This window comes from Arthrobacter sp. 2MCAF14 (assembly GCF_052115645.1).
In the GTDB taxonomy this organism is placed as follows: domain Bacteria; phylum Actinomycetota; class Actinomycetes; order Actinomycetales; family Micrococcaceae; genus Arthrobacter.
This window is the reverse complement of the sequence record NZ_JBFRHB010000031.1, coordinates 29,134-51,701: the sequence shown is the minus strand read 5'-3', so window position 1 is coordinate 51,701 and position 22,568 is coordinate 29,134. Positions and strand designations below refer to the sequence as shown.

Annotated in this window: 15 protein-coding genes; 5 read left to right on the top strand and 10 right to left on the bottom strand. The window is 64.2% G+C overall.

The window, feature by feature from the left end:
• Positions 1–4 precede the first annotated feature (4 nt).
• Complete coding sequence (locus tag AB4074_RS18765) at positions 5–1,291, bottom strand: glycoside hydrolase 5 family protein (protein ID WP_441414742.1); 1,287 nt, start codon at positions 1,289–1,291, stop codon at positions 5–7.
• Positions 1,292–1,454: 163 nt separating this feature from the next.
• Between AB4074_RS18765 and AB4074_RS18760 the strand changes: the two genes are divergently transcribed.
• The 4 genes from AB4074_RS18760 to AB4074_RS18745 all read left to right on the top strand — a co-directional run bounded on the left by AB4074_RS18760 (position 1,455) and on the right by AB4074_RS18745 (position 7,693).
• Positions 1,455–2,744, top strand: coding sequence for an extracellular solute-binding protein (locus AB4074_RS18760; RefSeq protein ID WP_441414741.1), 1,290 nt, complete (start codon positions 1,455–1,457; stop codon positions 2,742–2,744).
• 33 nt (positions 2,745–2,777) lie between these two features.
• The gene (locus AB4074_RS18755) at positions 2,778–3,731 is read left to right on the top strand and encodes a carbohydrate ABC transporter permease (RefSeq protein WP_441414740.1); all 954 of its coding nucleotides are present in this window, start codon (positions 2,778–2,780) and stop codon (positions 3,729–3,731) included.
• Entirely contained in the window at positions 3,728–4,633 is a 906-nt protein-coding gene (locus AB4074_RS18750; protein WP_441414739.1) for a carbohydrate ABC transporter permease, read from the top strand. The genes AB4074_RS18755 and AB4074_RS18750 overlap by 4 nt, the downstream gene beginning before the upstream one ends.
• Positions 4,634–4,702: 69 nt before the next feature.
• The gene (locus tag AB4074_RS18745) at positions 4,703–7,693 is read left to right on the top strand and encodes an alpha-mannosidase (RefSeq protein ID WP_441414738.1); all 2,991 of its coding nucleotides are present in this window, start codon (positions 4,703–4,705) and stop codon (positions 7,691–7,693) included.
• Positions 7,694–8,155: 462 nt separating this feature from the next.
• On the opposite strand, the gene AB4074_RS18740 is transcribed toward AB4074_RS18745, so the two are convergent.
• The 5 genes from AB4074_RS18740 to AB4074_RS18720 form a co-directional block, all read right to left on the bottom strand.
• A complete protein-coding gene (locus AB4074_RS18740; protein WP_441414737.1) occupies positions 8,156–8,365 on the bottom strand; it encodes a YegP family protein in 210 nt (69 codons plus the stop codon).
• Positions 8,366–8,428: 63 nt separating this feature from the next.
• On the bottom strand, positions 8,429–9,247 hold the full coding sequence (locus AB4074_RS18735) for a class C sortase (protein WP_441414736.1): 819 nt from the start codon (positions 9,245–9,247) through the stop codon (positions 8,429–8,431).
• 243 nt (positions 9,248–9,490) lie between these two features.
• Positions 9,491–10,963 carry a SpaH/EbpB family LPXTG-anchored major pilin gene (locus tag AB4074_RS18730; RefSeq protein ID WP_441414735.1) on the bottom strand — a complete coding sequence of 491 codons (1,473 nt, stop codon included), beginning with the start codon at positions 10,961–10,963 and terminating at the stop codon, positions 9,491–9,493.
• Positions 10,964–11,006: 43 nt separating this feature from the next.
• Entirely contained in the window at positions 11,007–14,399 is a 3,393-nt protein-coding gene (locus AB4074_RS18725) for a DUF7927 domain-containing protein (protein ID WP_441414734.1), read from the bottom strand.
• A gap of 230 nt (positions 14,400–14,629) precedes the next feature.
• Positions 14,630–17,173, bottom strand: a complete 2,544-nt coding sequence (locus AB4074_RS18720) for a SpaH/EbpB family LPXTG-anchored major pilin (protein ID WP_441414733.1) — start codon at positions 17,171–17,173, stop codon at positions 14,630–14,632.
• Between the two features lie 190 nt (positions 17,174–17,363).
• Between AB4074_RS18720 and AB4074_RS18715 the strand changes: the two genes are divergently transcribed.
• The gene (locus AB4074_RS18715) at positions 17,364–17,756 is read left to right on the top strand and encodes a hypothetical protein (protein ID WP_441414732.1); all 393 of its coding nucleotides are present in this window, start codon (positions 17,364–17,366) and stop codon (positions 17,754–17,756) included.
• A gap of 251 nt (positions 17,757–18,007) precedes the next feature.
• On the opposite strand, the gene AB4074_RS18710 is transcribed toward AB4074_RS18715, so the two are convergent.
• The 4 genes from AB4074_RS18710 to AB4074_RS18695 form a co-directional block, all read right to left on the bottom strand.
• The gene (locus AB4074_RS18710; RefSeq protein ID WP_441414731.1) at positions 18,008–18,364 is read right to left on the bottom strand and encodes a GNAT family N-acetyltransferase; all 357 of its coding nucleotides are present in this window, start codon (positions 18,362–18,364) and stop codon (positions 18,008–18,010) included.
• On the bottom strand, positions 18,361–19,707 hold the full coding sequence (locus tag AB4074_RS18705; RefSeq protein WP_441414730.1) for an acyltransferase family protein: 1,347 nt from the start codon (positions 19,705–19,707) through the stop codon (positions 18,361–18,363). Before AB4074_RS18705 ends, AB4074_RS18710 begins: the two co-directional genes overlap by 4 nt.
• 142 nt (positions 19,708–19,849) lie before the next feature.
• Positions 19,850–21,058: an amidohydrolase gene (locus tag AB4074_RS18700; RefSeq protein ID WP_441414729.1), complete on the bottom strand. Its 1,209-nt coding sequence runs from the start codon at positions 21,056–21,058 to the stop codon at positions 19,850–19,852.
• 11 nt (positions 21,059–21,069) lie between these two features.
• Complete coding sequence (locus AB4074_RS18695; protein WP_441414728.1) at positions 21,070–22,488, bottom strand: hypothetical protein; 1,419 nt, start codon at positions 22,486–22,488, stop codon at positions 21,070–21,072.
• Positions 22,489–22,568: the final 80 nt, after the last annotated feature.

The window sequence follows — 22,568 nt, the reverse complement described above, 5'->3', positions numbered from 1 at the left end:
GGTCTCAGACGACGGTATTCCGAGAGGCGTAAGCGGTCCGGCCGACCGCGGGGCGAATGAGCTCGGTGATGCCGCGCGCCGCGAGAGCCTCGGGCTTCGCCGCGTCGATCGAAGTGACGATGGCCGGATCAGCGCCTGCCGTGCAGGCATCGACCCAGGCCTCGAAGATCGCGCCGCCCGGGCTCATCGCGCCGCGGCTGATCGGCGTCTCGTTCTCGTCGACCTCAACGACGATGCCGAGGGTGCGGACGGGGACGGGCTGTCGCTCGCGAAGCTCCGGGATGAGTTCGGCGAAGCGGCGTCCGATCGGCTTCACCGCGCCGTCCTGGTCGACGAGGCCGAGGGTGTACTCCAGTTCGGGGAAGTCCGCGAGGCTGCGGCTTACGTCGTGCGAGCACCACCACGTGACGCCCCAGAGGTTCCCGGTGCGCGCGACGGAGCGCAGCGTCGCCTCCAGGAAGTCCGGGGTCTCCGCAGGAGTCAGGCAATTCGACGGGGCGCCGACCTCCTGCAGCCAGATCGCACGGCCGGGGTCGGTGGCGAACCCGCGGGCGAGTTCGATCATGTACTCGGCGTGACGGTCGGATGCGACGGAGCGGCCGCCATAGTGCTGCGCCGTGCCGTTGAAGATCCACGAGTGCACGGTGGTCATATCGCCGAGGCAGGAGGCGAGGGCGGGCGTGAAGCCGTGCCCGTCCATGTACCACGCGGCGTCGTACTCACTGTGCACATGCTGCTGCGCAGGGGCGGAGGTATGGGCGGCATCGAGGAGCGTCGTGATCCAGTTCGCGGCCTCAGTCTCGGTGACCGGCCATGGGGATGGGTGGGTCGGGGCCGAGAACTGGTTGGTCTCATTGCCGAGGGTAAAACCGAGGAAATTGGTGGCGTCCCCGAGCCGCTCGCCGAGGCGGGTGACCAGCTCAGCCTGTCCGCTCAGTGCATCGGGGTGCGTGAACATGTTCTTGTCGTGCCAGGTGGACAGCCAGGACGGGATGAAGTCGAAGCTCGATAGGTGTCCTTGGATGACGTCCACGCTGACATCCAGTCCGAATTCCGCCGCCGCGTCAACTACGGCGCGGACGTCGTCCACGGCCTTCTCGCGGATCAGCGTGCGGTTGGGCTGGAGCAACGTCCACAGCGGGAAGATCCGCACATGGTCGAGGCCGATCACTGCTAGCGAGGCGAAATCCCTGCGCACCTCGTCGAGATCCAGCGACATCCACGCGTGCATCCACTCGGACGACGGGGTGTAGTTGGCGCCGAAGCGCAGCGGGGCGACGGGGCGGGTCATCGCGGTCCTTTCCGGGAAAGCAGTGTCTGGCCGGTGTCGTCCGGCACTGGACGGTTCGGCGCTCGGTGTGGCAAGCTATCGCCACTATACCGTTTTAGTAATAGGTTGCGACTGCGACCCATCCCGAGCCGTAGCAGCCTGGACCCTTCGAAGGAGACTGTCCATGAAGATCCGAACGACTGCCGCCGCAGGCATCGCGGTGGCCACAGCACTCGCCCTCACCGCCTGTACCGGCGGCACCTCCTCGCCTGGCGATTCCGCCAGCGACGGAAAGATCAGCGGAAACATTTCTTTCCAGACCTGGTCGCTGAAGAACGACAAATTCACCCCTTACTTCGAGGGCGTCGTCAAGGCGTTCGAGAAGGAACACCCGGGCGTCACGGTCAAGTGGATTGACCAGCCCGCTGATGGCTACGAGGACAAGATCCTGCAGCAGGCCGGGTCCGGTGAACTCCCGGACGTGGTCAACCTTCCGCCGGAGTACGCATACTCGCTCGCTTCGGCCGGGCAGCTCGTCGACCTGAAAAAGGAGTCGAAGATCCTCGGCGACTACGTCGACGGCGGCGTCGGCGCCTACAAGTTCGGCGGCATCGACGGTTCGTTCGGCTTCCCTTGGTACCTGGGCACCGAACTGAACTACTGGAACAAGGACCTTCTCGCCAAGGGCGGAGTGACCGAGCCCCCGAAGACGCACGCCGCGACCTTGGACGCCGCGGCTAAGCTCGCGGCGGACGGCGTGCAGACGATCTCCGATGTGCCCGGCCCCAAGTCGCTGCAAATCATGGTGTCCGACCGGGGCGGGAAGCTCGATATCTACAAGGAAGGCAAGTTCGTCTTTAACACCCCCGAAGCCGCGGCGATCATCCAGCGCTACGCCGAACTCTACAAGCTAGGGGCGATCACGCCCGAGGCGCTGCAGAACGCCGGAACCGCGAATGCCAACGTCAACAATTTCAACAAGGGCACCGTGGCCTGGACAACCTCGGGTCCGAACTACATCGACAAGGATGTCTCCGTGAACGCCCCGTCGATCCTGCCCAGCGTCGAGGCGACCAATGGCTTCGGCAACCCGCCGCTGTTCGTGCAGGGCATCAGCGTCTCGGCGAAGTCGAAGAACTCCGCCACGGCGCTTGCCTTCGCAGAGTTCCTCACAAACACCAAGAACCAGATTGCTTTCGTCAAGCTCGCCCCCGGATTCTTCCCCGGAACAAGGGCCGCCAATGAAGACCCCTCCGCGTTCACCGAGACGGCGAAGAACAAGATGCAGGGCGTCGCCACCGACCTGGCCGCTTCGCAAATGAACAAGGCCCGGATGATGGGAGCCCCGAAGTTCACCGAGGCGATGGAGACCTACGCCAAACAGCAGATCGCCCTCGCGGTCAAGGGGGAAATCTCTGCCCAGGAGTCGCTGGACAAGGCCGTCGAGTACGCGAAGCAGAACGTCGCCAGCTGAGCCGGCGACGACGAGATGAAGGGGGCGGTCGCCGTGAGACGACAGCGCTGGTACACGCCGTATCTACTGGTCCTACCCGGCGTGATCTGGATGGCCGTGTTCGCGCTCTGGCCATTCCTGAACACAGTCGTACTCGCGTTCACGAATGCCCGCCCCCTTCGCCCGGCGGAGTTCGTCGGCTTCGCGAACTTCGAGAAGCTACTCGAGGACGACCGCTTCGGCTACGCGCTGACAACCTCGCTGATCTATGTCGTCGTGTGCGTGCCGCTGCTGACGTTCCTCCCGCTGCTGCTCGCACTGCTCGTGCACAACAAGGTGCCGGCGATCGGGTTCTTCCGAACGACCTTCTACTTTCCGGTCATCGCCTCCGCCGTGGTCGTGGCGATCGTCTGGGAATTCCTCTTCTCCGGCAGCGGCACGATCAACTCCGCACTGAGCTTCTTCGGCCTCATCGACCGTCCGGTCGAGTTCCTCTCCGACCGCTGGTTGCTGATCGGATGTGCCATCGGGTTGACGGTGTGGAAGGGGCTCGGCTATTACATGGTCGTCTACCTGGCGGCCCTCGGGAACGTCGGCCGTGAGCTGCACGAAGCGGCGGCGATGGACGGCGCCGGCCGCTTGCGCCGGTTCTGGTCGGTGACCGTCCCAGGAGTACGCGGACCCATGATGCTCGTGTCTGTGCTGGTGTGCGTGGGGGCGACGCGCGTCTTCACCGAGCTCTACGTGCTCTCCAATGGTTCGGGGGGACCCGGCGGGCGGGCGATGAGTATGGTGATGCTCATCCAGTCGATGGGCAAAGGACTGAACGGCCAGATCGGCTACGCATCCGCGATCTCGCTGGTGCTGTTCCTGCTGACCCTCGTTCCGCTGCTGATCGTCGGGATCGTGAACAACAGTGACACCATCCGCGAAGCGTTGGCGAGCAGGCGCGGGGCCAAGGCCGCGAAGACCAAACGCGGAGCGACAGTACAGGAGGTCCGGGGATGACTGCGACCCAGACGAGTAGAACGGTGAAGCCACCGCGGGAGAATCCCTACCGCACGCGCGGTTCGGCGGACATCATGAAACCCTCGCTCGGCGGCCTGATCGGCAAGTACGCGCTGCTTCTCGGCGTGCTGGCGCTCATGGTGTTCCCCTTCCTCTGGCAGATGTCGACCTCGCTCAAAGGGGCGTCGGAGAACATCTACGACTTCCCGCCGTCGCTGATCCCGGCGGCGCCGTCTCTCGACAATTACGCCGAGGTGTTCCGCACGATTCCGGTGGTCGACTACGCCTGGCACTCCCTGCTCGTCGGCATCGGCACGGTGATCACCAATGTCGTGTTCGCGACACTCGGAGGTTACGCGCTGGGCACGATGAAGTTCCGCTTCAAGTGGGTCGTGTTGGCGATCTTCTTCTCCACGCTGCTGGTCCCGGGCGAGGTCACCCTGACCAGCCAGTACCTCACGGTCAAGTCATTGGGACTCGCGAACACGCTCTGGGGCGTGTTCCTCCCCGGGGCCGTCGCGGCGATCAACGTGCTGCTGATGACGGCCGCCTGCCGCATGATCCCGTCGGACACGCTGGATGCGGCAACCATCGACGGCGCGAACACGATGCAGCGCCTGCGCCACATCGTCTGGCCGAACGTGCGGGGCATGGTCTCCGTCGTCGCGCTCTTCGCGTTCATCGGCGCGTGGGACGACTTCCTCTGGCCCCTCGTTGTGCTTTCAGATCCTGCGAGCTACACGCTGACCGTCGGAATGCAATATCTCAGCTCCAATTTCGCGGCGAACCCACGCGTGATCGCAGCGGGAACGATGATCGCGCTCGTACCGATCATCGTGCTCTTCGCAGTCTTGCAGAAGTGGTTCTTCAAGGGCGTCGAAGAGGGAAGCGTCAAGGGATGACCGACCCGATGATCTAGCTTTCTGGAGCGTTTTAGCAAAACCATCGGCGTCGAGCCCGGAGAACAGCCCATGCATGATGACACCCCGCTCACCATCGGTCGCGTCAAACGCGTCCTCGAGGAGCGCATCCGACCGGCGATCCACTCGGCATCCGTGCCTCTGGCCGTCGAGATCCACGAGCTCGCCGGGGAGCCGATCAGCCCTGCCGACGGGCTCGCGCTCGACTACGCGCCGGGGTCCGTCGGAGTGCCATGGGGTCCCGCCTGGGGCACCACCTGGTTCCGCCTTACCGGGCGCGTGCCGGCCGAGTGGGCAGGGCGCCCTGTCGAAGCCGTCGTCGACCTCGGGTTCGATATCAACATGCCAGGCTTCCAGTGCGAGGCGCTCGTCTATCGTGCCGCGGGCACTCCGGTGAAGAGCATCAACCCCCGCAACCAGTGGATCCCGGTCACCAAGGCGGCCGACGGCGACGAGGCCGTCGAACTTTACCTCGAAGCGGCATCCAACCCCGTGCTGCTCGACTACCACCCCTTCCTCCCGACGCAGGAGGGCGACATCCTCACCTCGTCTGCGGAGCCGCTCTACCGCACGCGCCGGATGGATCTGGTTGTCTTCGAGCAGGAGGTCTTCGAGCTCTCGCTCGACATCGACGTGCTGTTCGAACTGCAGGCCGAGCTTCCGCCCACCTCGCCGCGGCGCATGCGCATCCTACAGGCCATGGATGACGCCCTCGACGTGCTCGACCTTCAGCGCATCACCGCAACCGCTGCGGACGCCCGCGCGAAGCTCGCCGACGTGCTCGCGGCTCCCGCCGAGGCCAGCGCCCATCGCATCTCGGCCATCGGACACGCACATATCGACTCCGCCTGGCTGTGGCCGGTCCGCGAGACGATCCGCAAGGTCGCCCGTACCTCGTCGTCGATGACGGCGCTACTGGAAGAGCAGCCGGAGTTCCAGTTCGGCATGTCCAGCGCGCAGCAGTACGCGTGGCTCAAGGAGCACCGCCCCGAGGTGTTCGAACGAGTGAAGGCCGCTGTGGCCGACGGTCGCTTCCTGCCACTTGGCGGCATGTGGGTCGAGTCCGACACGGTGGTGCCGACGGGTGAGTCGCTCGTGCAGCAGTTCTCGCACGGTCAGCGGTTCTTCGAGCGGGAGTTCGGCTTCCGCTCGAAGGGCGTCTGGTTGCCAGACAGCTTCGGCTACTCGTCGGCACTGCCGCAGCTTATGCGCCGCGCCGGCTTCGAGTGGTTCTTCACGCAGAAGATCTCCTGGAACCAGCAGAACGTCTTCCCACACCACACGTTCCTGTGGGAGGGCATCGACGGCTCGCGGATCTTCACGCACTTCCCGTCTATGGACACCTACAACTCACAGCTGAGCGGGATGGAGGTCGCAAAGGCGTCGCGCCAGTTCAAAGAGAACCGGGTCAGCTCCCGGTCGATCGCGCCCGTGGGCTGGGGTGACGGCGGCGGCGGCACGACGCGCGAGATGACGGGCCGCGCCCGACGCCTTCAGAACCTCGAGGGAAGCGCCCAGGTCGTCTGGGAACATCCCGACGTCTTCTTCGACGCCGCCAAGGCAGAGCTCCCGCACCCGGCTGTCTGGGTCGGCGAGTTGTACCTCGAACTGCACCGTGGCACTCTCACCAGCCAGCACGGGACCAAGTCGCGCCACCGCCGGGCCGAGCACGCCCTCATCGAAGCCGAGTTGTGGGCGGCGACGGCTGACGTCCGCACGGGGACCGAGTACCCGCAGGCTGAATTCGAGCAGCTTTGGCAGCAGGTGCTGCTGCACGAGTTCCACGACATCCTTCCCGGTACCTCCATCGCCTGGGTGCACCGCGAGGCGGTCGCCGTCCTCGACGACGTGATCGCCGGTGCTCGGGCAATCTCGGATGCCGCGCGCCAATCGCTCGCCGGCGACGGAGACCGTGAGCTCGTGTTCTCGCCGACGTCGGTTGCCGGTCCGTTGCCGCTCGGCGCCACCTCGGTCGCGGCCTCCGATGACCAGATCACGCTCGACGACTCGAGCGACGACATCGTGCTTGAGAACGCGCTCGTGCGTGTGCGCATCTCCAAAGAGGGCCTCGTGGTCTCCGCGGTAGATCTGCGGACCGGACGCGACGCCGTCGCCGATGGCCGCGCTGCGAACCTGCTGCAGCTGCACCAGGACTTCCCGAACATGTGGGACGCCTGGGACATTGACCGCTACTACCGGAACAGCGTCACCGAACTGCGCGATGTCACATGCATCTGCTCCCGGCTCACCGAGGCGGGCGCCGAAGTGGTCATCGATCGCACGTTCTCCAAGTCGGCCATCACCCAGACGATCACGCTGGCACCCGGCTCGCGGACGCTGCAGATCGTCAACGACATCGACTGGAACGAGACCGAGAAGCTGCTCAAGCTCGCGTTCCCACTCGACGTGCAGGCGGCACACTCCGAGGCCGAGACCCAGTTCGGCTATCAGTCGCGCGTCACGCACACGAACACGAGCTGGGAGGCAGCGAAGTTCGAGACGTCGATGCACCGCTTCGTGCTGGTGCGCGAGGACGACTTCGGCGTCGCCCTCGTGAACGACTCGATCTACGGCTACGACACCTCCCGCGAGGTGGCGGACGATTCCGTGACGACAACCGTGCGGCTCTCGCTGCTTCGGGCACCGCGCTTCCCTGACCCCGACGCCGACCACGGACGGCACGTCATCACGATCGGCATGGTGATCGGCGCTGGTCCTGCCGAGGCCACCCAAGCGGGCATCGAGCTGAACGCCCCAGGGACCGTAGTCCGAGGCGGTCACGACGTCGCGCCGCTGGTCTCGGTCCAGGGCGAAGGGATCGTCGTTTCCGGCGTGAAGCTCGCCGACGATAGCTCGGGCGATCTTATCGTGCGCGTCTACGAGTCGCTTGGTCGTCGCACGAACGGCGAGCTGTCGGTCGACTTTCCGCACCGCGAGGTGCGGGAGGTGAGCCTTATCGAGGACGTACTGGACGATGGGCGCCTCGGTGGCGAGCTGCGAATGCGGCCGTTCGAGGTGCGCACCCTGCGCATCGTGCGCTGAGTGGCGTGCGGCTGGGGGTCTCAGATCCAGCCGCACGCCGTGTAGGGATCCTTCGATCCCTACCGTGCCCCCCGGCCGTGGGTCGCATGGGGGCGCACGACCGCATGGGGCACGGCCTGACATGCCGGTCCATCGAGAATGGACGCCTCCGTAGCGGCCCCCAACAGGTCCGCAAAGAGTCTCACTCCCTCTTATGCCAGGCACTAACTATGTGTCGATGGAGTGCGAATCGTGTCGCGAACGTCGCAAGATATTTCCGGAAGGCCGTCGAAGCCGACCTTTGCCTTGCTCTCTCCTGACGCGCCGGCACCGGATTGCCAACGCGACGAGCGGAGCGATCAGCAACACACAGACGACCCCGGCTAGGGCGACGACACCTGCCGCCGTTATTAGCAATGCCATGACAATCATTTGGATATCCGCTGAATCAGAGATCGACTGGCTCAATGCCGGGGCCGTGACCTATTCGGCGGGGTGGTTTTCCGGCATCGAACCGGTGAGATCAACGATTCGCCCCTTGGCCGCGGCCTCCCGCACTGACCAGATCGCTGCGATTGCCGCGTCCTCGTCCTCAAAGGCTTTGGAGGTCAGCAGCAAGTCTCCACTTCCGGTGACGAGTTGGAACCGAAGGCAGGCGTCCGCGTCAACATAGAGATTGAATTGTGAGGTCATTGTGGTGCTTCCTTATCTGGAGGGAGATGCGCCTCAGGCACTTGCGTGCTCGAAGCCTTTGGATCATCGGCTTCGTCGACGGTTCCAGGCAATGGACGCCAGGTAGAAGGCCAGCAAACCGCCTATGAAGTAGGCGGCCCAGAACGGAAATCCGATGTTGGTTTGGCGTCCTGCCAGTGTTTTCTGTTCCGGGGCGTCTTTGGGGATATCTGCGATCCGGGAGGCGTGGACGAGGAGCCGGTGCGAGTTCACTCCGATGGGGGTGCACGTCACCAGGGTGATGGAGTCCTCGTCCGCGGTGATTTTCAGTGAAGAAATGTCATCCGGTTTGACCACTTCGATCCTGTTCACCTTGTAGAGGAACGTGTGGTCCATGACTTCGGTGGCGAAGATGTCACCCGTTTTCGCGTTGTGGAGGGGGTTGAAGAGTTCCGCATTCGGGATCCCCGAGTGCGATGTCAGGACGCTGTGCGTGCCCGGGCCGCCTACGGGAAGGGAGGAGCCGTAGAGGTGGCCCACGCCCTTGGCCAGGACGTCGTCGCTGGTTCCGTGGAAGACCGGCAGATCAATGTTCAGTGACGGGTAGCGGAACCTTCCGATCATCTCGTCGTTGGCTACGTTCAACTGGCTCTGATAATCCCGCAACTGCCCTTCCAATGCCGGCACGGGGGCTTGCACGGAGTACGGGTCCCGCAGTTGTCCGGCGGGGATCCGGGAGTTGTATCCGCGTGCCCGGTCCAACACTTTCGTCCGGGCCGAGGGTTCAAGCTGCTCGACTTCCTGCGCGTAGCCGGAAAGTTGGCTGTTGTGGGATATCGAGCTGAACCAGTCAGCTGCCTGGGGGTAAAGGACCAGGCCCAGGCCGATGGCGGCGATGACCATAATGGTGACAAATCTCCGGCCGGCACGGCCTGATCGGATGCCCTTGCGACCGGGCACCGCGCTGCGAGCTCTACGTCGCCGAGGCGGGTCTCCCGGGCCAGGTTCGGAACCCTCCATGAATTCTCTGAGGGTTTGAGTCATTGGAGCCTCTTGCTTTGATGGACGGGAGCGGTATGGGGCATCCACTCCAGTGGTGGATGCCCCATACCCCTGCATCAAGAGGTGCAGGTCACCGAGGGAAGGTTACTTTGCCTCGTTGCGCTTCCGGCGGCCGGTGACCATGAACAGGCCCGCGCCTCCCAGCACGAGGACTCCGCCGGCGGTCAGGGCCCAGGTTCCAACGCCACCGGTGAGCGGCAGCTGGAATCCGGCGTTCGCCAGGACGTTGTCGATCGTCACCGTCACAGCGGAGGGGGCGTTGCCGGTGACCGTGGTCTCGACCGGCTGGGCGAGCAGCGCGTACCCGGACGGGGCCTTGGTCTCGACCAACCAGTACGACCGGTAGCCGGGCTGGCCCGGGCTCACTGTCGCCCCGTTGGCCCAGTTGGAGTAGCGGAGGCCGGAGATCACCAGGTTGCCGCTGGCATCGGTGGTCCAGGAACTGGCACCGGCGACGCTGATCGCGTTGGTGCCGGCCAAGGCATCTGCCCGGCTCGGGTAGACCGAGAACACGGCACCGGCCAGGGCAGCCGAACTCTGGGAATCCTTCTTATGCAACACAATGTTGCCCCACTTGGTCACCGCCACGGGGGGTGTGACGACCGGGCCGTTGGGCTGGCCCGGGGTGATGTTGAAGCTGGCCGCGTTCGGGTAGACAAGAGCCGTGTTCGTGATCTCACCGACCGTGTTCACCGTGGTGTTCACCGTGACCAGGACCTTCGCCGTGGGATTGGCGGCCAGGACGGCCCGGCCGCTTGCGGTGAAATCAACCGTGAGCGTGTTCGTGGCCGTGTTGAACACGACGGTATAGTCCGTGTTCAACACCAACGCGGCATTGTTGGAAAGCGCCACCGTCGAGTTGGTGTGGCTCAGCTTCGAATCGAGCTTGTCGACAATCCGGTACCCATCGATCGGATTGACATTGGGGATGTCGGAGGTGATGGTCCACTGCACGTTGTCGCCGAGCTTGACCACGGAGGCATCGTTGACGGTCTTCGTGGCTGTGGTCACGGCGTTCTTGGGGTAGACGTTCACGTCATACAGCCAGCTCTTCCCGCCGGCCGGGTCCGTCATGGGAAGGGTCACCAGGAACGGGGCCGAGGGAGTGACACCGGCCGGGTAGCCGGTCTCCGTCACCAGATACAGACCCAGCGGAAGGTTCCCCAGGGTCGCCGTTCCGCTCGCGTCGGTCGTGGTGGTCGTGCCAGGGCTGGCCGCCTGCGCCGCGGCCTGCGCCGGCGTCAGGGCCGCCGCGGTAGTCCAGCCCGCGTTGGTCGTCAGGTCAATGTTGTTCACCTTCTGCACCGTGAACGTCACCCCTGCCATCGGGGTCAGTGCCGCGGTCTGGGCCGGGGTCAGTGCCGTTCCGTCGTTGGGCAGGTTGGTCGGCGTTGCCGGCTTCTCGTACTTGTGGATGGTCAGCGAACCCGTCTTGGACGGATCGATGTTCGCTGTGTTCGCCGCGTGTGCACCTCCGGCTCCGAGGGCGAGCATCCCGGCTGAGGCTATTGCGGCCAAAGAGGCTATTATGCCGCGCCTCACTTTCGATGATTTCATCGTTTTCCTTTCTTGTTCCCCCATTGATTTGCGCGGAGCTGCGCTACGGAGTTTGGGTTTGCGGGGTTTTGTTCGCTCGCCTGAAGATGATGAGGGCGAGGGAAGTCATGAGGGCGAGGATGCCGAAAATCGTTCCGCCGAAAAGGCCGGCGGTGCCTGGCCCACCCGCGGTTGGAAGCTTGACGGACGCCATATCCAGAACAGTGATGGTCTGGTTGCTTGCTGTTACTGACGTTCCTGCGGTGGCCGTGTCCAAGGCGATGCTGCCGTTCGCTGCAACGGTGAATTTCACTGGAGTGGCGAGGAGCGAGTAGCCGTTCGGGGCTTTGGTTTCGAGCAGCCAGTAGGTCCCCGAAACCAGGTTCCTGACCTCGATGAGCCCGGGTGACCCGGAGATGGCACTGTTCACTCCGACCACGATGGGGCCCATTTGCCCGGCAGCATCGTTGTGGATCTCAAAGGTCGAGCCAGTCAGGGGGACGGTGGAACCCTGGACTGTCCCGGGCCCTGCCTTTTGCACGAAAAGGTGGCCGGTGGTGGGATTCGTGGTGAAACATGCAGGGTCAAGCGGCGCCGTGCTTCCTGTGACGCATCGTGCCGGAGGGATGACCCCGTTGCCGGTGGCCCCGTTCTTCAGGGTGACGAGCCATGCATTCGTGTTGACCGTCACCGAGTAGGTCAACACCGCCGTGCCGTTGCCGGGGAGAGTGAATGGAAGCGTGGCCAGCTTCATGTCAGGACCGGGGTCCGGGACTGCGAGGGGTGTACCGCCATTGACGGTCAGCTTCGCTGACCCGGCCGTGAACGTGGCGTTGTTCAGTACCTGGCTCAGGTCATCGCTGAGGACCACACCGGTGATGGGATTGAGGGTGGAATTGGTGGCGGTCACCGTGTAGCTAATCACCCTGTTTGCGCTGGGGTCGCCCGGATTGATGTAAGTTCCCGAGCCCGGGGAGGCGGTCTTGCCCAAGGTCCACGAGCCCACTGGGTTGACGTTGCAGGTGGTGCTGCCGGCCGGGCAGCTCGCTGGCGGAATGATGATGGTCGAGGGGGTCAGGTAATTCTCGAGGGAAGCATCACCCAGGTTGCCAACGCTATTGACCTTCACCTGATAAGTTACGACGCTTTTCGCGCCAGCAGCCACTATGCCCGTGACGGCCAAGGTTTTCGGCGCAGCCCCCGAGTTGTTCGTGACAACCAAAGAAGTCCCGCTCGTGGAGGTCGTGGTGATCGAGTTGGCCACGAAACTCGAGGCATCCAGAACGTCCCCGAGCCAGTCGGTGTAACTAACAGCGGCCGGGGCGGTACCCCTCGTGTTGTCGAAAGTCAGCGTGTACGTGAGAACCTGCCCGGGCTGGACCATGGTCCCGGCGGCCGGATCCACGGTCTTGGCGGCCACCAGGTTGGGCAGGACGGTGACGCAGGCAGAGTTGTCCGACGTCGGGCCCTGCTCCTGGCCAGATGGCAAGGCGACCGAGTTGAACAGGCCGGTGCCCGGGCCCGCGCACGCCGCTGGCTGGTTGGTGTTGGTGTAGTGGAACGTCACGGCGAGGTTGAACGCATGAGTGACTCCCGGGGGGATGGCGATACCCGGCTGCGCCAGCGCGTACGGACCGGCGGTCGGGGTCGAACCGCCGGCAGGAGCGCCGGGCCCGGACGTTGTCCAGGCAGCGCGCGTAATAGCCAGGTTCGGGGCGAACGCCGGCGTGTCGGCCAGGGTGCCGTAAGTACCGACCGCCGAGCCGGTGTTGGAGACGGTGACGGTGTAGTTGGCGACGAAGTTGCCGTTCGTATCCGGACCAGTGACCGCGCCTGCCTGTTTGGCCACGTTGATGATGGGCTGGGCGGTGTTTGACAAGGTACAGGTGATGTTGGCCCCGGACACCGGCGTGATGGCCAGCGATCCGGTGAAAGTTGCGCCGTTCGGCAACCCGGCCTGCAGGCCGAACGAGTCCGTGCACGTGACGGTGCCGGCATAGTTCGCCAGGTTTGCCGTTCCGGCGGCCGCTTCGGTTAGGGTGTACGTTGTTCCGGCTGCGGCCACGTAGGCTCCGGTCGTGCCGGTTCCCGCAGTTACTGACGATCCTGTACCTGTCGTGGTCGAGTTGACGGTGTTGTTGACCACCGCGCCTGTAGCGCCGCCGGCGCGGATCTGCATCGTGAATTGGTCCGTTGCCGCTCCGCGCGGCGCGCCGAGCGCTTTGGTAAGGGTGATCCGCGGCGCCCGAACGGTCAGCATGGCGTTCGCTGGAGGGTTGAGGTTGGTCACGATGTTGGCCGGGCCGTTGACATACGTCCCCTCCGTCGCGGCGGTCACGTTGAACGTGATGGTGCAGGATGCCTGCCCCACCGCAAGATCACCGCCCGTGGCGGTGAAGGTGTTCGATCCAGCGGTCGCGGCGCGGACGAACCCTGCGCCGGTCACCTGAGCACATGTCCCACCGATCGCCGGGTTAGGGGCGATCACGACGCCGGCGGGCAGCGTATCGGTGATGCCCCAGTCGTTCTTCGCCTTCAGGTCGTTGGTATTGGTCACGGTCAGCGTCACGGTGGAGGTCTGGCCGGGGGCGACGAGCGCGGGCGAGAATGATTTGTCCAACTGAGGGGTGACATCGACGATCTGGGGCAGGTCGAACGCCACGTCGTTGCCGCTACCGGTTGCTGTCGCGTTATACAGTGACAAGCCGAGCGATGCCGTGGACCCTGTCGGTATCTGATAGGCGGCTGACTGCAGCTTCGTCACCTGAGTCGCCCAATTCGTAGGGTCGGTGCACGGGTTCAGTCCGGAGCTCAGCACAATCGGGTTGCCGTTCACGATGAGGGAAAACGTCTCTTTCGGCTGATTTGCGCCGCCCGCCGCAGGACAGTTCATAGCGGCGAAATAGGCAGAGACTGCGTAGTAATGCCCCGGAATGGCCGGAATTGCGTTCGCACTGGCCGTCTTGAATTCGGTGCCTGCGGCAATTTGGCCGGTAGGGGAGTTGGTGAACGCCGAAAGGGCCTGATTGCTGGCGGCCTGTGCCGCGGTCTGGCCTTGCGCCAAACCGAGCTGCACGGCAATCTGCTGAAGTTTCTGCCACGCTGACGGCGCATTGTTCGCACATCCGCTGTCGGCTGACCATGACGGTTGCGGCGTAAATGAGTTGAGGATCCACCCATTGCACTGATTCCCGGCAGGCGTGTACTGCGGGTCCGCCGTGTATGTCATATTGGCGGCGGCCGCACCACCGGTGTAGTTCAGGATGTTGATGGCGGACGACGTCGCGTCCTGGTTGGAGAAGTTTTCGGTGTAGACCGGCGTACCAGCCTGTGGCACTCCCGGGGTTCCCGGCGTCGTCGCAAATGCGGGTGAAGGCAGGGTGCCGCCCAATCCAAGGCCGACAATCGTTGCTGTGAGGAGAATTGCCAGTAGCTTGGCGGGAAGGGACTGCTTCATAGGCTTGTTTTGCTTCACTTTCGGGAGCGGGCACGCAGGTGGTCTCTAGCCTTCAAGTGCGCGCTTCCGGCGGTTCGTGTCGCAGAAACAGATTCAATTTTTTGAATGAAGTGGTGGAGAAACGGCCACCCACTGAAACAGTGTGTGCAATTCGCAGATCGTGACGCGAAAATGGGAAGGTATTTTCGGAGCGTGAGATCCCTTGGGTCACGTCCCGGGCGGCCAGCCGCCTATTTTGCTTCGGCCGGCTTCCGGCGGCCGGTGGCCATGAACAGACCTGCTCCTGCCAGCACGAGGATCCCGCCTGCGGTCAGGGCCCAGGTTCCCGCACCTGTGAGCGGCAGCTGGAATCCGGCGTTCTGCTTGATGTTCCCGATCGTCACCGTCACAGCGGAGGGATCGTTGCTGGTGACCGCAGTCTCGACCGGCTCGGCGAGCAGCTCGTAGCCGGACGGCGCCTTGGTCTCCACGAGCCAGTAGCTCTGGTAGCCGGGTTGACCGGGACCGACGGGTTTTCCGTTGGCCCAGTCGGAGTAGCGCAGTCCGGAGATCACCAGGTTGCCGCTTGCATCGGTGGTCCAGGAACTGATCCCTCCGACGCTGATCGCATTGGTACCGGCGAGGGCATCGGCCTGGGTCGGGTAGACCAAGAACACGGCACCGGCCAGGGCGGCCGAACTCTGGGAATCCTTCTTGTGCAGCACGATGTCGCCCCACTTGGTGGTGCTTACCGGAGGAGTGACGACGGGACCGCCGGGTTGGCCCGGAGTGATGGCGAAGCTGGCCGCGTTCGGATAGACGAGAGCCGTGTTCGCGATCTCACCGACTGTGTTCACGGTGGAGTTCACCGTCACCAGGACCTTGGCCGTGGGGTTCGCGGCCAGGATGGCCCGGCCGCTCGCGGTGAAGTCGACCGTGAGGGTATTCGTGGCCGTGTTGAAGACGATCGTGTAATCGGTGTTCAACACCAGTACCGCGTTGTCCGAAAGCGCCACCGCCGAGTTGCCGTAGCTCAGCATCGAATCGAGCTTGTCGACAATCCGGTACCCGTCGATCGGGTTGACGTTGGGGATGTCGGAGGTGATGGTCCACTGCACGTTGTCGCCGAGCTTGACCACCGAGGCATCGTTAACGGTCTTCGTGGCTGTAGTCACGGCGTTCTTGGGGTAGACGTTCACGTCATACATCCAGCCGTTCCCACCAGCCGGGTCCGCCATGGGCAGGGTCACCAGGAACGGCGCCGAAGGAATCACCCCGGCAGGGTAACCGGTCTCCGTCACGAGGTACAGGCCCGCCGGAAGATTCGCCAGGGTCGCGGTTCCGGCCGCGCCGGTGGTGACCGTCGAACCCGGGGTCGCTGCCTGCGCCGAGGCCTGCGCCGGCGTCAACGCGGCCGCCGCAGCCCAACCCGCGTTGGTCGTCAGGTCAATGTTGTTGACCTTCTGCACCGTGAACGTCACTCCGGCCATCGGCGTCAGTCCCTGCAACTGGGCGGCAGTCAGAACGGTTCCGTCGTTGGGCAGGCTGGTCGCCGTCGCCGGCTTCTCATACTTATGGATCGTCAACGAACCCATCCGCGGAACGGGGTTCGTGATGCCGGTTCCGGAATCAACTACCCTGGCCGTCTCCTGCGGGGCAGGAACCGCTTCGGGCACGATCGGCGCGGGCGCGGGAGGTTGCGGCACCGTTGTGGCGGGCGGGTCCGACTTCGGCGCCGGACTTGGCAGGGGTGCCGTCGGGCCACGTTCCGGCACGGACGGTGGGGCAGGTGCAGCGCTGCTTGGAACATTGGCTTCGGCGATTGGCGCCGGGCTGGACTGTCCAAGCCACATGAGGATGCCTGCAATCGCGAGGCCTCCCAAGACCAACGCGGCAATTGCCATCTTCCAGAATCCCCCCACTGAGCGCAGTCCAGCAGCGGCCGGTTCGGCCCCTCCCGGAAGGAATGGCTCGGAAAGGAACGGCTCTGAGAGGAATGGCTCCTGGAGAACCCCTCCGGGAAGAAGCGATTCCAGCAGTACGCTTCCGGGGAGAAATCCGGCAGTCACTGCCGGTGTAAAGACCACGCCGACTACCAAGGGGAAGACAAGCGCCCTCATGCCTGCCTGGACATCGTTGAGTTCCACCAGCACAGCCGTGCACTTCGGACACTCCTCCAAGTGGGCCTTGACCTTTTCGTACGACGCCCGTTTCAGTCCGCCGCGGGCGTACTTTCCCAGCTGGCTCGAATATTCAGCGCATGAGTCGTCGCTCACCACTGCCACGTGGTTCTGCAAGTAGGCCTGCCGGAGCCCCTCACGCGCCCGGATCACGAGCGAGGAGACCCCGTTGGGGCTCAATCCGATGAAGGGTGCGGCCGCGGCAGGTTTCAGGCCTTCGATGTCCACGTGCCAGAGGGCCGCCTGCCAGCGTTCCGGAAGCGATTTGAACGCCTTCGCCATGGTGCTCGACTCAAAGGCGTCTAGAACGGTGTCCGCATCGATGGCAACGGTATCCAGGACGTCGACGTCGCCGACGACTTGAGTACGCCTGGCCTTCCGGTTGCGGTCGTGGGCAATTCGCCGCACTGCAGTCAAAAGATAGGAGCGAAAGAACTGGTCCGGTCCCTTGCCCTCGGTGAGGGCTTGGAAAATCGAAGCAAACGCCTCGGACACGACGTCGTCGGCGTCGCTGACATTGTCGGTCTGGGCACGGGCAACAAATTGGGCAGCTGCCACATGTCGCCGGAACAGCACATCGAAGGCGGAAGCATCACCGTCACGCACCATGGCCATGATGTGAGGGTCGCTATGCCCAACGGCCATCGACGCGTCCCCGCCATTCGAACCGTCCTCTGAAACCTGCCCCATAATCATCCAGTGTGACAGCCGAAGTTACATGTGACTTGAATCTTACGCAGGGACAGGTTCTCAGCGACTTTCACCCACGGCAACACGATTCGGTCCCGAGCCACACTCAACTGGCGTGACCCGACTCCGCCGCCCACGCCGCTCACCACAAATTGTCCTCGTTTACGGGGCAGACAAGTCGGCGGCGGCCCCAGGCGAAACCATCATCTTCACAGCCTGGATCATCAATGATTCCAAGGTCCAACTCCGCAATGTGCGCCTCATTCCCCGTTCCTTCACCAATGAAGGAATGGAGAATCTTGATTACACGTCCAAGCCCCACGACGGTGACTTGCACATCGGAACGTTGTCGGCCGGAGAATCAGCGATGCTGAACTTTTCGTACGTGGTCAGTGCTTCCGATCACTGGCACGGCGGCGAGCTTGTCAGCGCCATGGGGGTCACGTGCATGTCCCGCGGCCGGGCAATCCGCGACGAACACGACGCCATTGTCGCCCTCAGGCAATAGGTCCCAGGCAAAACTGCGTCACGATCCCGCGTCTGCGCCCACTTATCAGTGACACGACCACTCAATGCAGTCGACGGGAAGTTCAGATGATTCAACGCACGCCGAGAGACCGCGACGGAAAGTCCAGGGTGTTCTATGTGACCCTTGATTGCAGGGACGGGGTTCATGCGGCATGCGCTGTATGCCATTGCCTTTGCCACGCACACGGGCACGCGCCCGGTGTGCTGCGGCAGCACAGCCCGGCGGACTGACTACTCGTTGTCCGGTTCCCCCACCGGCGGTTCCGGCGGCCAATCGACGTCGAGATCGTAGCCCTCATGCTTGCGTAGATAGGCGGCGATGAACGGGCAATGCGGAATGATCCGCTTGCCCGAGGCCAGCACATCATCCAGGGCAAAATGTGCCAGGACCTTGGCCAGCCCGCGGCCTTTGAACTGCGGCCGCGTTTCGGTGTGGAGGAAGTCGATATGGCCGGGTTTGTCCATAAACTGCGAGATCACGGCTACCTCACCATCAACAAGAAGCTCGTAGCGGTGGAATTTGTCGTTCCTGACCGTTGTCACGTCCGGGCTGAACGACTCTGCGGTTGAATCCGTGAACTCAGTCATGAGTCGAGATTCGCACGTAAACCGGGCTCTGGCAATGGCACGGCAGGGGCATCGGGAACCGCGGCGGAAAGGACCCCGGCCGGCACCCGTCCCAGCAGTAACACTCCCAGCGCGAAGCACGCCGCTCCCCCACCAAGAAGGGTCAGCGTGAGTCCGTTGAAGCCGGCGTCCACCACCGGAATGAAAACCACGACGCCGGCAGTCACCACCGCGACGTGCGTCCTGCCGCGCGCGTGGCTGGCCGCCGTCGGGCGCTCTTCAAGCCTGCCGCACAGCAGCAGGACCGGGAGCAGCAGCACGAGGACGCCGAGCAGCACCAATGGGCGGGCCAACCACCATTCGGCCGTACCTGCCGCCGGTTTGGGGAAGTCCGTGAGGAGCAGCAGCCCCGCCATGGCTGCGAGCAGCGGCAAATGCCACAGATAGACCGTCATGGACCGCCGGCCCGCCACGGCCACGACCCAACGGATCCAGCGCACCCCAGCCACCCAGGCAAGGGCGGGGCGCAGCAATTGGAGCGTTGCCGCCTGGGACAGACCCAAGAGCAGCATGCAGAAGTTGGGCGGATTCAGGTCCACGATCATGTTTCCGGAGTAGACCCCGATCCCTGTCACGAACCCCAGCAGCAGGTTGCTGCCGACGATCAACCCCGCGAACCAGCCCCGGCTGCGTCCAGCGAAGATGCCATCGGCAATGAAGAAGCCGAATTGCTGGACCGCGCACCATACAAAGAGCATGTTGACGAAAGCGAGGATCGGAAACGCCCCGCGCAGGGAGTCAAGGGTGATCACGGCGGCCACGAGCCCGCCGAGGGTCAACCACGGGGCATGTCCGTGCAGCCTGGCCAGCAAGGGGACGCTCAATTGAGTAGCGAGGTACGCAGCCAGGAACCACAAGGGCATGCCCGCCCCAGTCGCGATGAGCTGGACCACTTCCGGGTCCACGCCAAGTAGCCGCGCGGCCCACAGCCCCACGAACATCGAGGCCAGTAGCGCCGTTGCCGGACGGATGAGGCGCAAGAGCCGCAGTTGCGCGTAGTCGACGCCGGAGCCGCCGCGCGCACGCAGGCGACGCCACGATTCCAGTCCCGTGATGCCGCCAAGGACGAAGAACAGCGGCATCACTTGGAACACCCACAAGACGGGTTCGAACCAGTGCTGCTCCATGAGCGTGTTTTCGGTGGTGACGGTGCCGTCCGGGTGCAGAACCGGGCTGACCATCATGCAGTGCGAGAGCACCACCAGGATGAGGCAGAAGAACCGGGCGAGATCGATCACGGGATCACGTGAGCGGCCAAATGCGGCCATGGCCACTGACGTCTTTTGTTGCCTCGAGAATCCCATTACGCTCCCTCGCGAACTGCTGAGATCATTGTCCGCCCGCTCGACGGCGGGAACCATAGCGGGCGACCGCGAGAATTCGTGGGTGCGGCCCGGGGGCTGCGTTCCGGAACGCAGCTGTGGAGCCGCACCCACCGTCACGGCGTTAGCGACGGACGTTCAGCAGCCGTTCGCGTTGCCGCGGATCGTTGGCCGCCGCGCACGCCGCCAGGGCCAGGCCGAAGGCGCCGTCCAGGACCGCCCGGTCCGCAGAAGCGGAGGAGCCATGGGCAGCAAACTCGGCGGTGTGGTGGGCGGCCCCGCCGACGTCGTAGCCGAGCAGCGGATGGATGCTTGGGACCAGTTGCGAGACGTTCCCCATGTCTGTTGAAGCCACTGGTTCTTCGTTGAACGCAACAGCCCTCCCTCGGGCGGACATCGCTTCCCGGTAGGCCTCGGAAAGGTACCGGTCCTGCCTGAGCTCAGCGTAGGCATTCCCCGTGGGCGTGACCTTGAGTGTGCTCCCGCTAGCAAGTGCGCCCGCCTCCAGGCAGCGCCGCACACGGTCCTCTATGGTTCGCAGGTTCTTGAGGCTCGGTGAACGCATTTCCACGCTCGCCCGGGCCCGCTCCGGTATGACGTTGACGGCGCTCCCGCCTTCCGTCACGATCAACGAAACAACCGAGCCGGGCGGAAGCTGCTGCCGCGCAAACGCAATGGCGGTCTGTGCAATCACGAGCGCGTCGAGGGCATTGACCCCCTCAGATGGAGCGGCCGCGGCATGCGCGGGGCGCCCTTCGTAAAGCACGTCCCACATACCCATGGCCAGGGACGTGCCGCCGATGACGTCGTCGGCGCCGGCATGGGCCATCATCGCCAGGGATACGTCCTCGAAGAAACCCTCGCCAATGAGATCGACCTTGCCCCCGCTTGTCTCTTCCGCGGGAGTGCCAAGAACTTTGACCGTGATCCCGAGCTCGTCGGCGACAGAAGCGAGCGCGAATGCCGCCCCCACAGCGCAAGCCGCGTTCACGTTATGTCCGCAGGCATGCCCGATGGTCGGCAATGCGTCGTACTCAACGCACAGCGCGACCACCAGCTCACCCGTCCCGAACCTCGCGCTGAAGGAAGCCGGGAGCAGCGGCTGCGGACCGTCAAAGCTGAAGCCCGCGCTCCGGAGCAGCCGGCTAACCCGCTTTGCGGCCCGGAACTCCTGCCCGCTGAGCTCGGGATCGGCGTGGATCGCATGGCTCAGGCCAAGGATTTCCGGCTCCCAGCGCTCCAGAGCGGCAGAAACGGAGCGCTCGACGGCGGCAGGCGAGGTCGTCGCGGGCGTTGCGGTTTCCGGGGACCCGGCCTTCATGGCAGCTTTCATGGCAGCGGCTTTCATGCGGCTGTCGCCGCTGGGTGGCGCTTCGGGTAACGGGCGGCTGCTGCCGCAGCAATCAGGGCCGCGATCGCCAGGACAATCCAGATGGAAAGGAGCCCGCCCTCGCTGATGTGCCCGGACTGGACTGATGACGAGGAGATGAGCTTCACGACGGCGGCGCCCACCGCGATGCCAACGGACAGTGCCAGTTCGTTGAGGCCAGCCGCCGTCGAAGTTTCCTCGAGCGGAACGCCCTCCACGGACAATGCCCGGCTCCCCGCCTGATACATGCCAAGGCTCAGGTTGAACATGGCGAATCCGGTGCAGTAACCCGCCAGCGAACCGTGCCCAGCTGCCATGACCAGGAAGCCGCCCGCCAGCAGGAGACCGGCGAAAACCAGGGTGGCCCGTTCGCCGAACAGGCTGAGAGCCTTCGAGGTCAGAAGGGAGGCAAACAGTGAGAGCACGGATGCGGCAGCCAGGACAATAGCGATCATGAGCGGGCTGAGCGCGAAGCCGTACCCGGTCTTGTCCGGGTTTGAATACAGGAAGATCCCGTTCGTGCCGAAGTAGCTGATGGAGGCAAAACCGAAGAAGAAGGTGGCGAGCGAGATCGTCCGGATGCGCGGGATGGCAAGCATCCGTAGGTCCATGAAGCGCTTCCCGTTCACGTTGCGGGAGTCCAGGACCACCCAGTAGGCCAACAGCGCGAGGCCGATGATTCCGGATCCGAGGGTCTTGGCATCCAGCCAACCCCAGTCAGGTCCCATCGAAAGAGCGACGACAAAGCCGATCAAACCCAGGGAACACGCCAGGAGCGGCACCAAGGCCAGTCCCTCACGGGTGGGGGTCCCGGCGTCGGGCAGAACGAAGGAGCAAAGCAGCCCCACAACCGCGAACGGCACCGCAACCCAGAACCCGAGAGTGGGATCGTCGACGCCGATGATGCCGGCAAACAGGCCGCCCGCGCCAACCATGATCATGAGCATTCCGATCATCACGCTGACCCCGGTGCGGGTCTGCGCCGGGCTGCTCACCCGCAGGATGCCCATCATCAACGGGATGAAGCCGACCACGCACGTGAGCATGACGACGCCGATTGTCACCGTCCACAGCGAGGGCCACAACGCCATCATGAGGACGCCGGCCGCGACGACCGCGGTCGACCAACGGAGTACGAGCCTGTAGCCGTAGCTGTCGCCGAGCCGCGAGATGATCGGCGTGAGCACGGCAAAGCTCACATTTGAGATCAGGAAAATGCCGTTGATGGTGGGGTCATCGATCGAGAAGTTCGGCCCCAAGGCGGGGAGGATGGGGTTCAGGTAACCCTGGGTGACTCCACTGAGCGATTCGATCAGGGCCATCGCCACGATCATTCCGGTGATGGTCCGGCGTGCGACGGCGGCCGTCGCTGGAGGTGCTGTCTTGCTTGCCATGTGCTTCCTTGAGTGTTGGGGGCGTCGTTGCCTGGGCGTTGGGATGCGAGTGGGGGTGATGCGAGTCACAACGCTAGGCC

Coding starts and splice junctions, on each gene's coding strand:
- AB4074_RS18765 (WP_441414742.1), bottom strand. CDS start 1,291: ATGACCCGCCCCGTCGCCCCGCTGCGCTTCGGCGCCAACTACACCCCG.
- AB4074_RS18760 (WP_441414741.1), top strand. CDS start 1,455: ATGAAGATCCGAACGACTGCCGCCGCAGGCATCGCGGTGGCCACAGCA.
- AB4074_RS18750 (WP_441414739.1), top strand. CDS start 3,728: ATGACTGCGACCCAGACGAGTAGAACGGTGAAGCCACCGCGGGAGAAT.
- AB4074_RS18745 (WP_441414738.1), top strand. CDS start 4,703: ATGCATGATGACACCCCGCTCACCATCGGTCGCGTCAAACGCGTCCTC.
- AB4074_RS18740 (WP_441414737.1), bottom strand. CDS start 8,365: ATGACCTCACAATTCAATCTCTATGTTGACGCGGACGCCTGCCTTCGG.
- AB4074_RS18735 (WP_441414736.1), bottom strand. CDS start 9,247: ATGGTCATCGCCGCCATCGGCCTGGGCCTGGTCCTTTACCCCCAGGCA.
- AB4074_RS18730 (WP_441414735.1), bottom strand. CDS start 10,963: ATGAAATCATCGAAAGTGAGGCGCGGCATAATAGCCTCTTTGGCCGCA.
- AB4074_RS18725 (WP_441414734.1), bottom strand. CDS start 14,399: ATGAAGCAGTCCCTTCCCGCCAAGCTACTGGCAATTCTCCTCACAGCA.
- AB4074_RS18720 (WP_441414733.1), bottom strand. CDS start 17,173: ATGGCCATGGTGCGTGACGGTGATGCTTCCGCCTTCGATGTGCTGTTC.
- AB4074_RS18710 (WP_441414731.1), bottom strand. CDS start 18,364: ATGACTGAGTTCACGGATTCAACCGCAGAGTCGTTCAGCCCGGACGTG.
- AB4074_RS18705 (WP_441414730.1), bottom strand. CDS start 19,707: ATGGGATTCTCGAGGCAACAAAAGACGTCAGTGGCCATGGCCGCATTT.
- AB4074_RS18700 (WP_441414729.1), bottom strand. CDS start 21,058: ATGAAAGCTGCCATGAAGGCCGGGTCCCCGGAAACCGCAACGCCCGCG.
- AB4074_RS18695 (WP_441414728.1), bottom strand. CDS start 22,488: ATGGCAAGCAAGACAGCACCTCCAGCGACGGCCGCCGTCGCACGCCGG.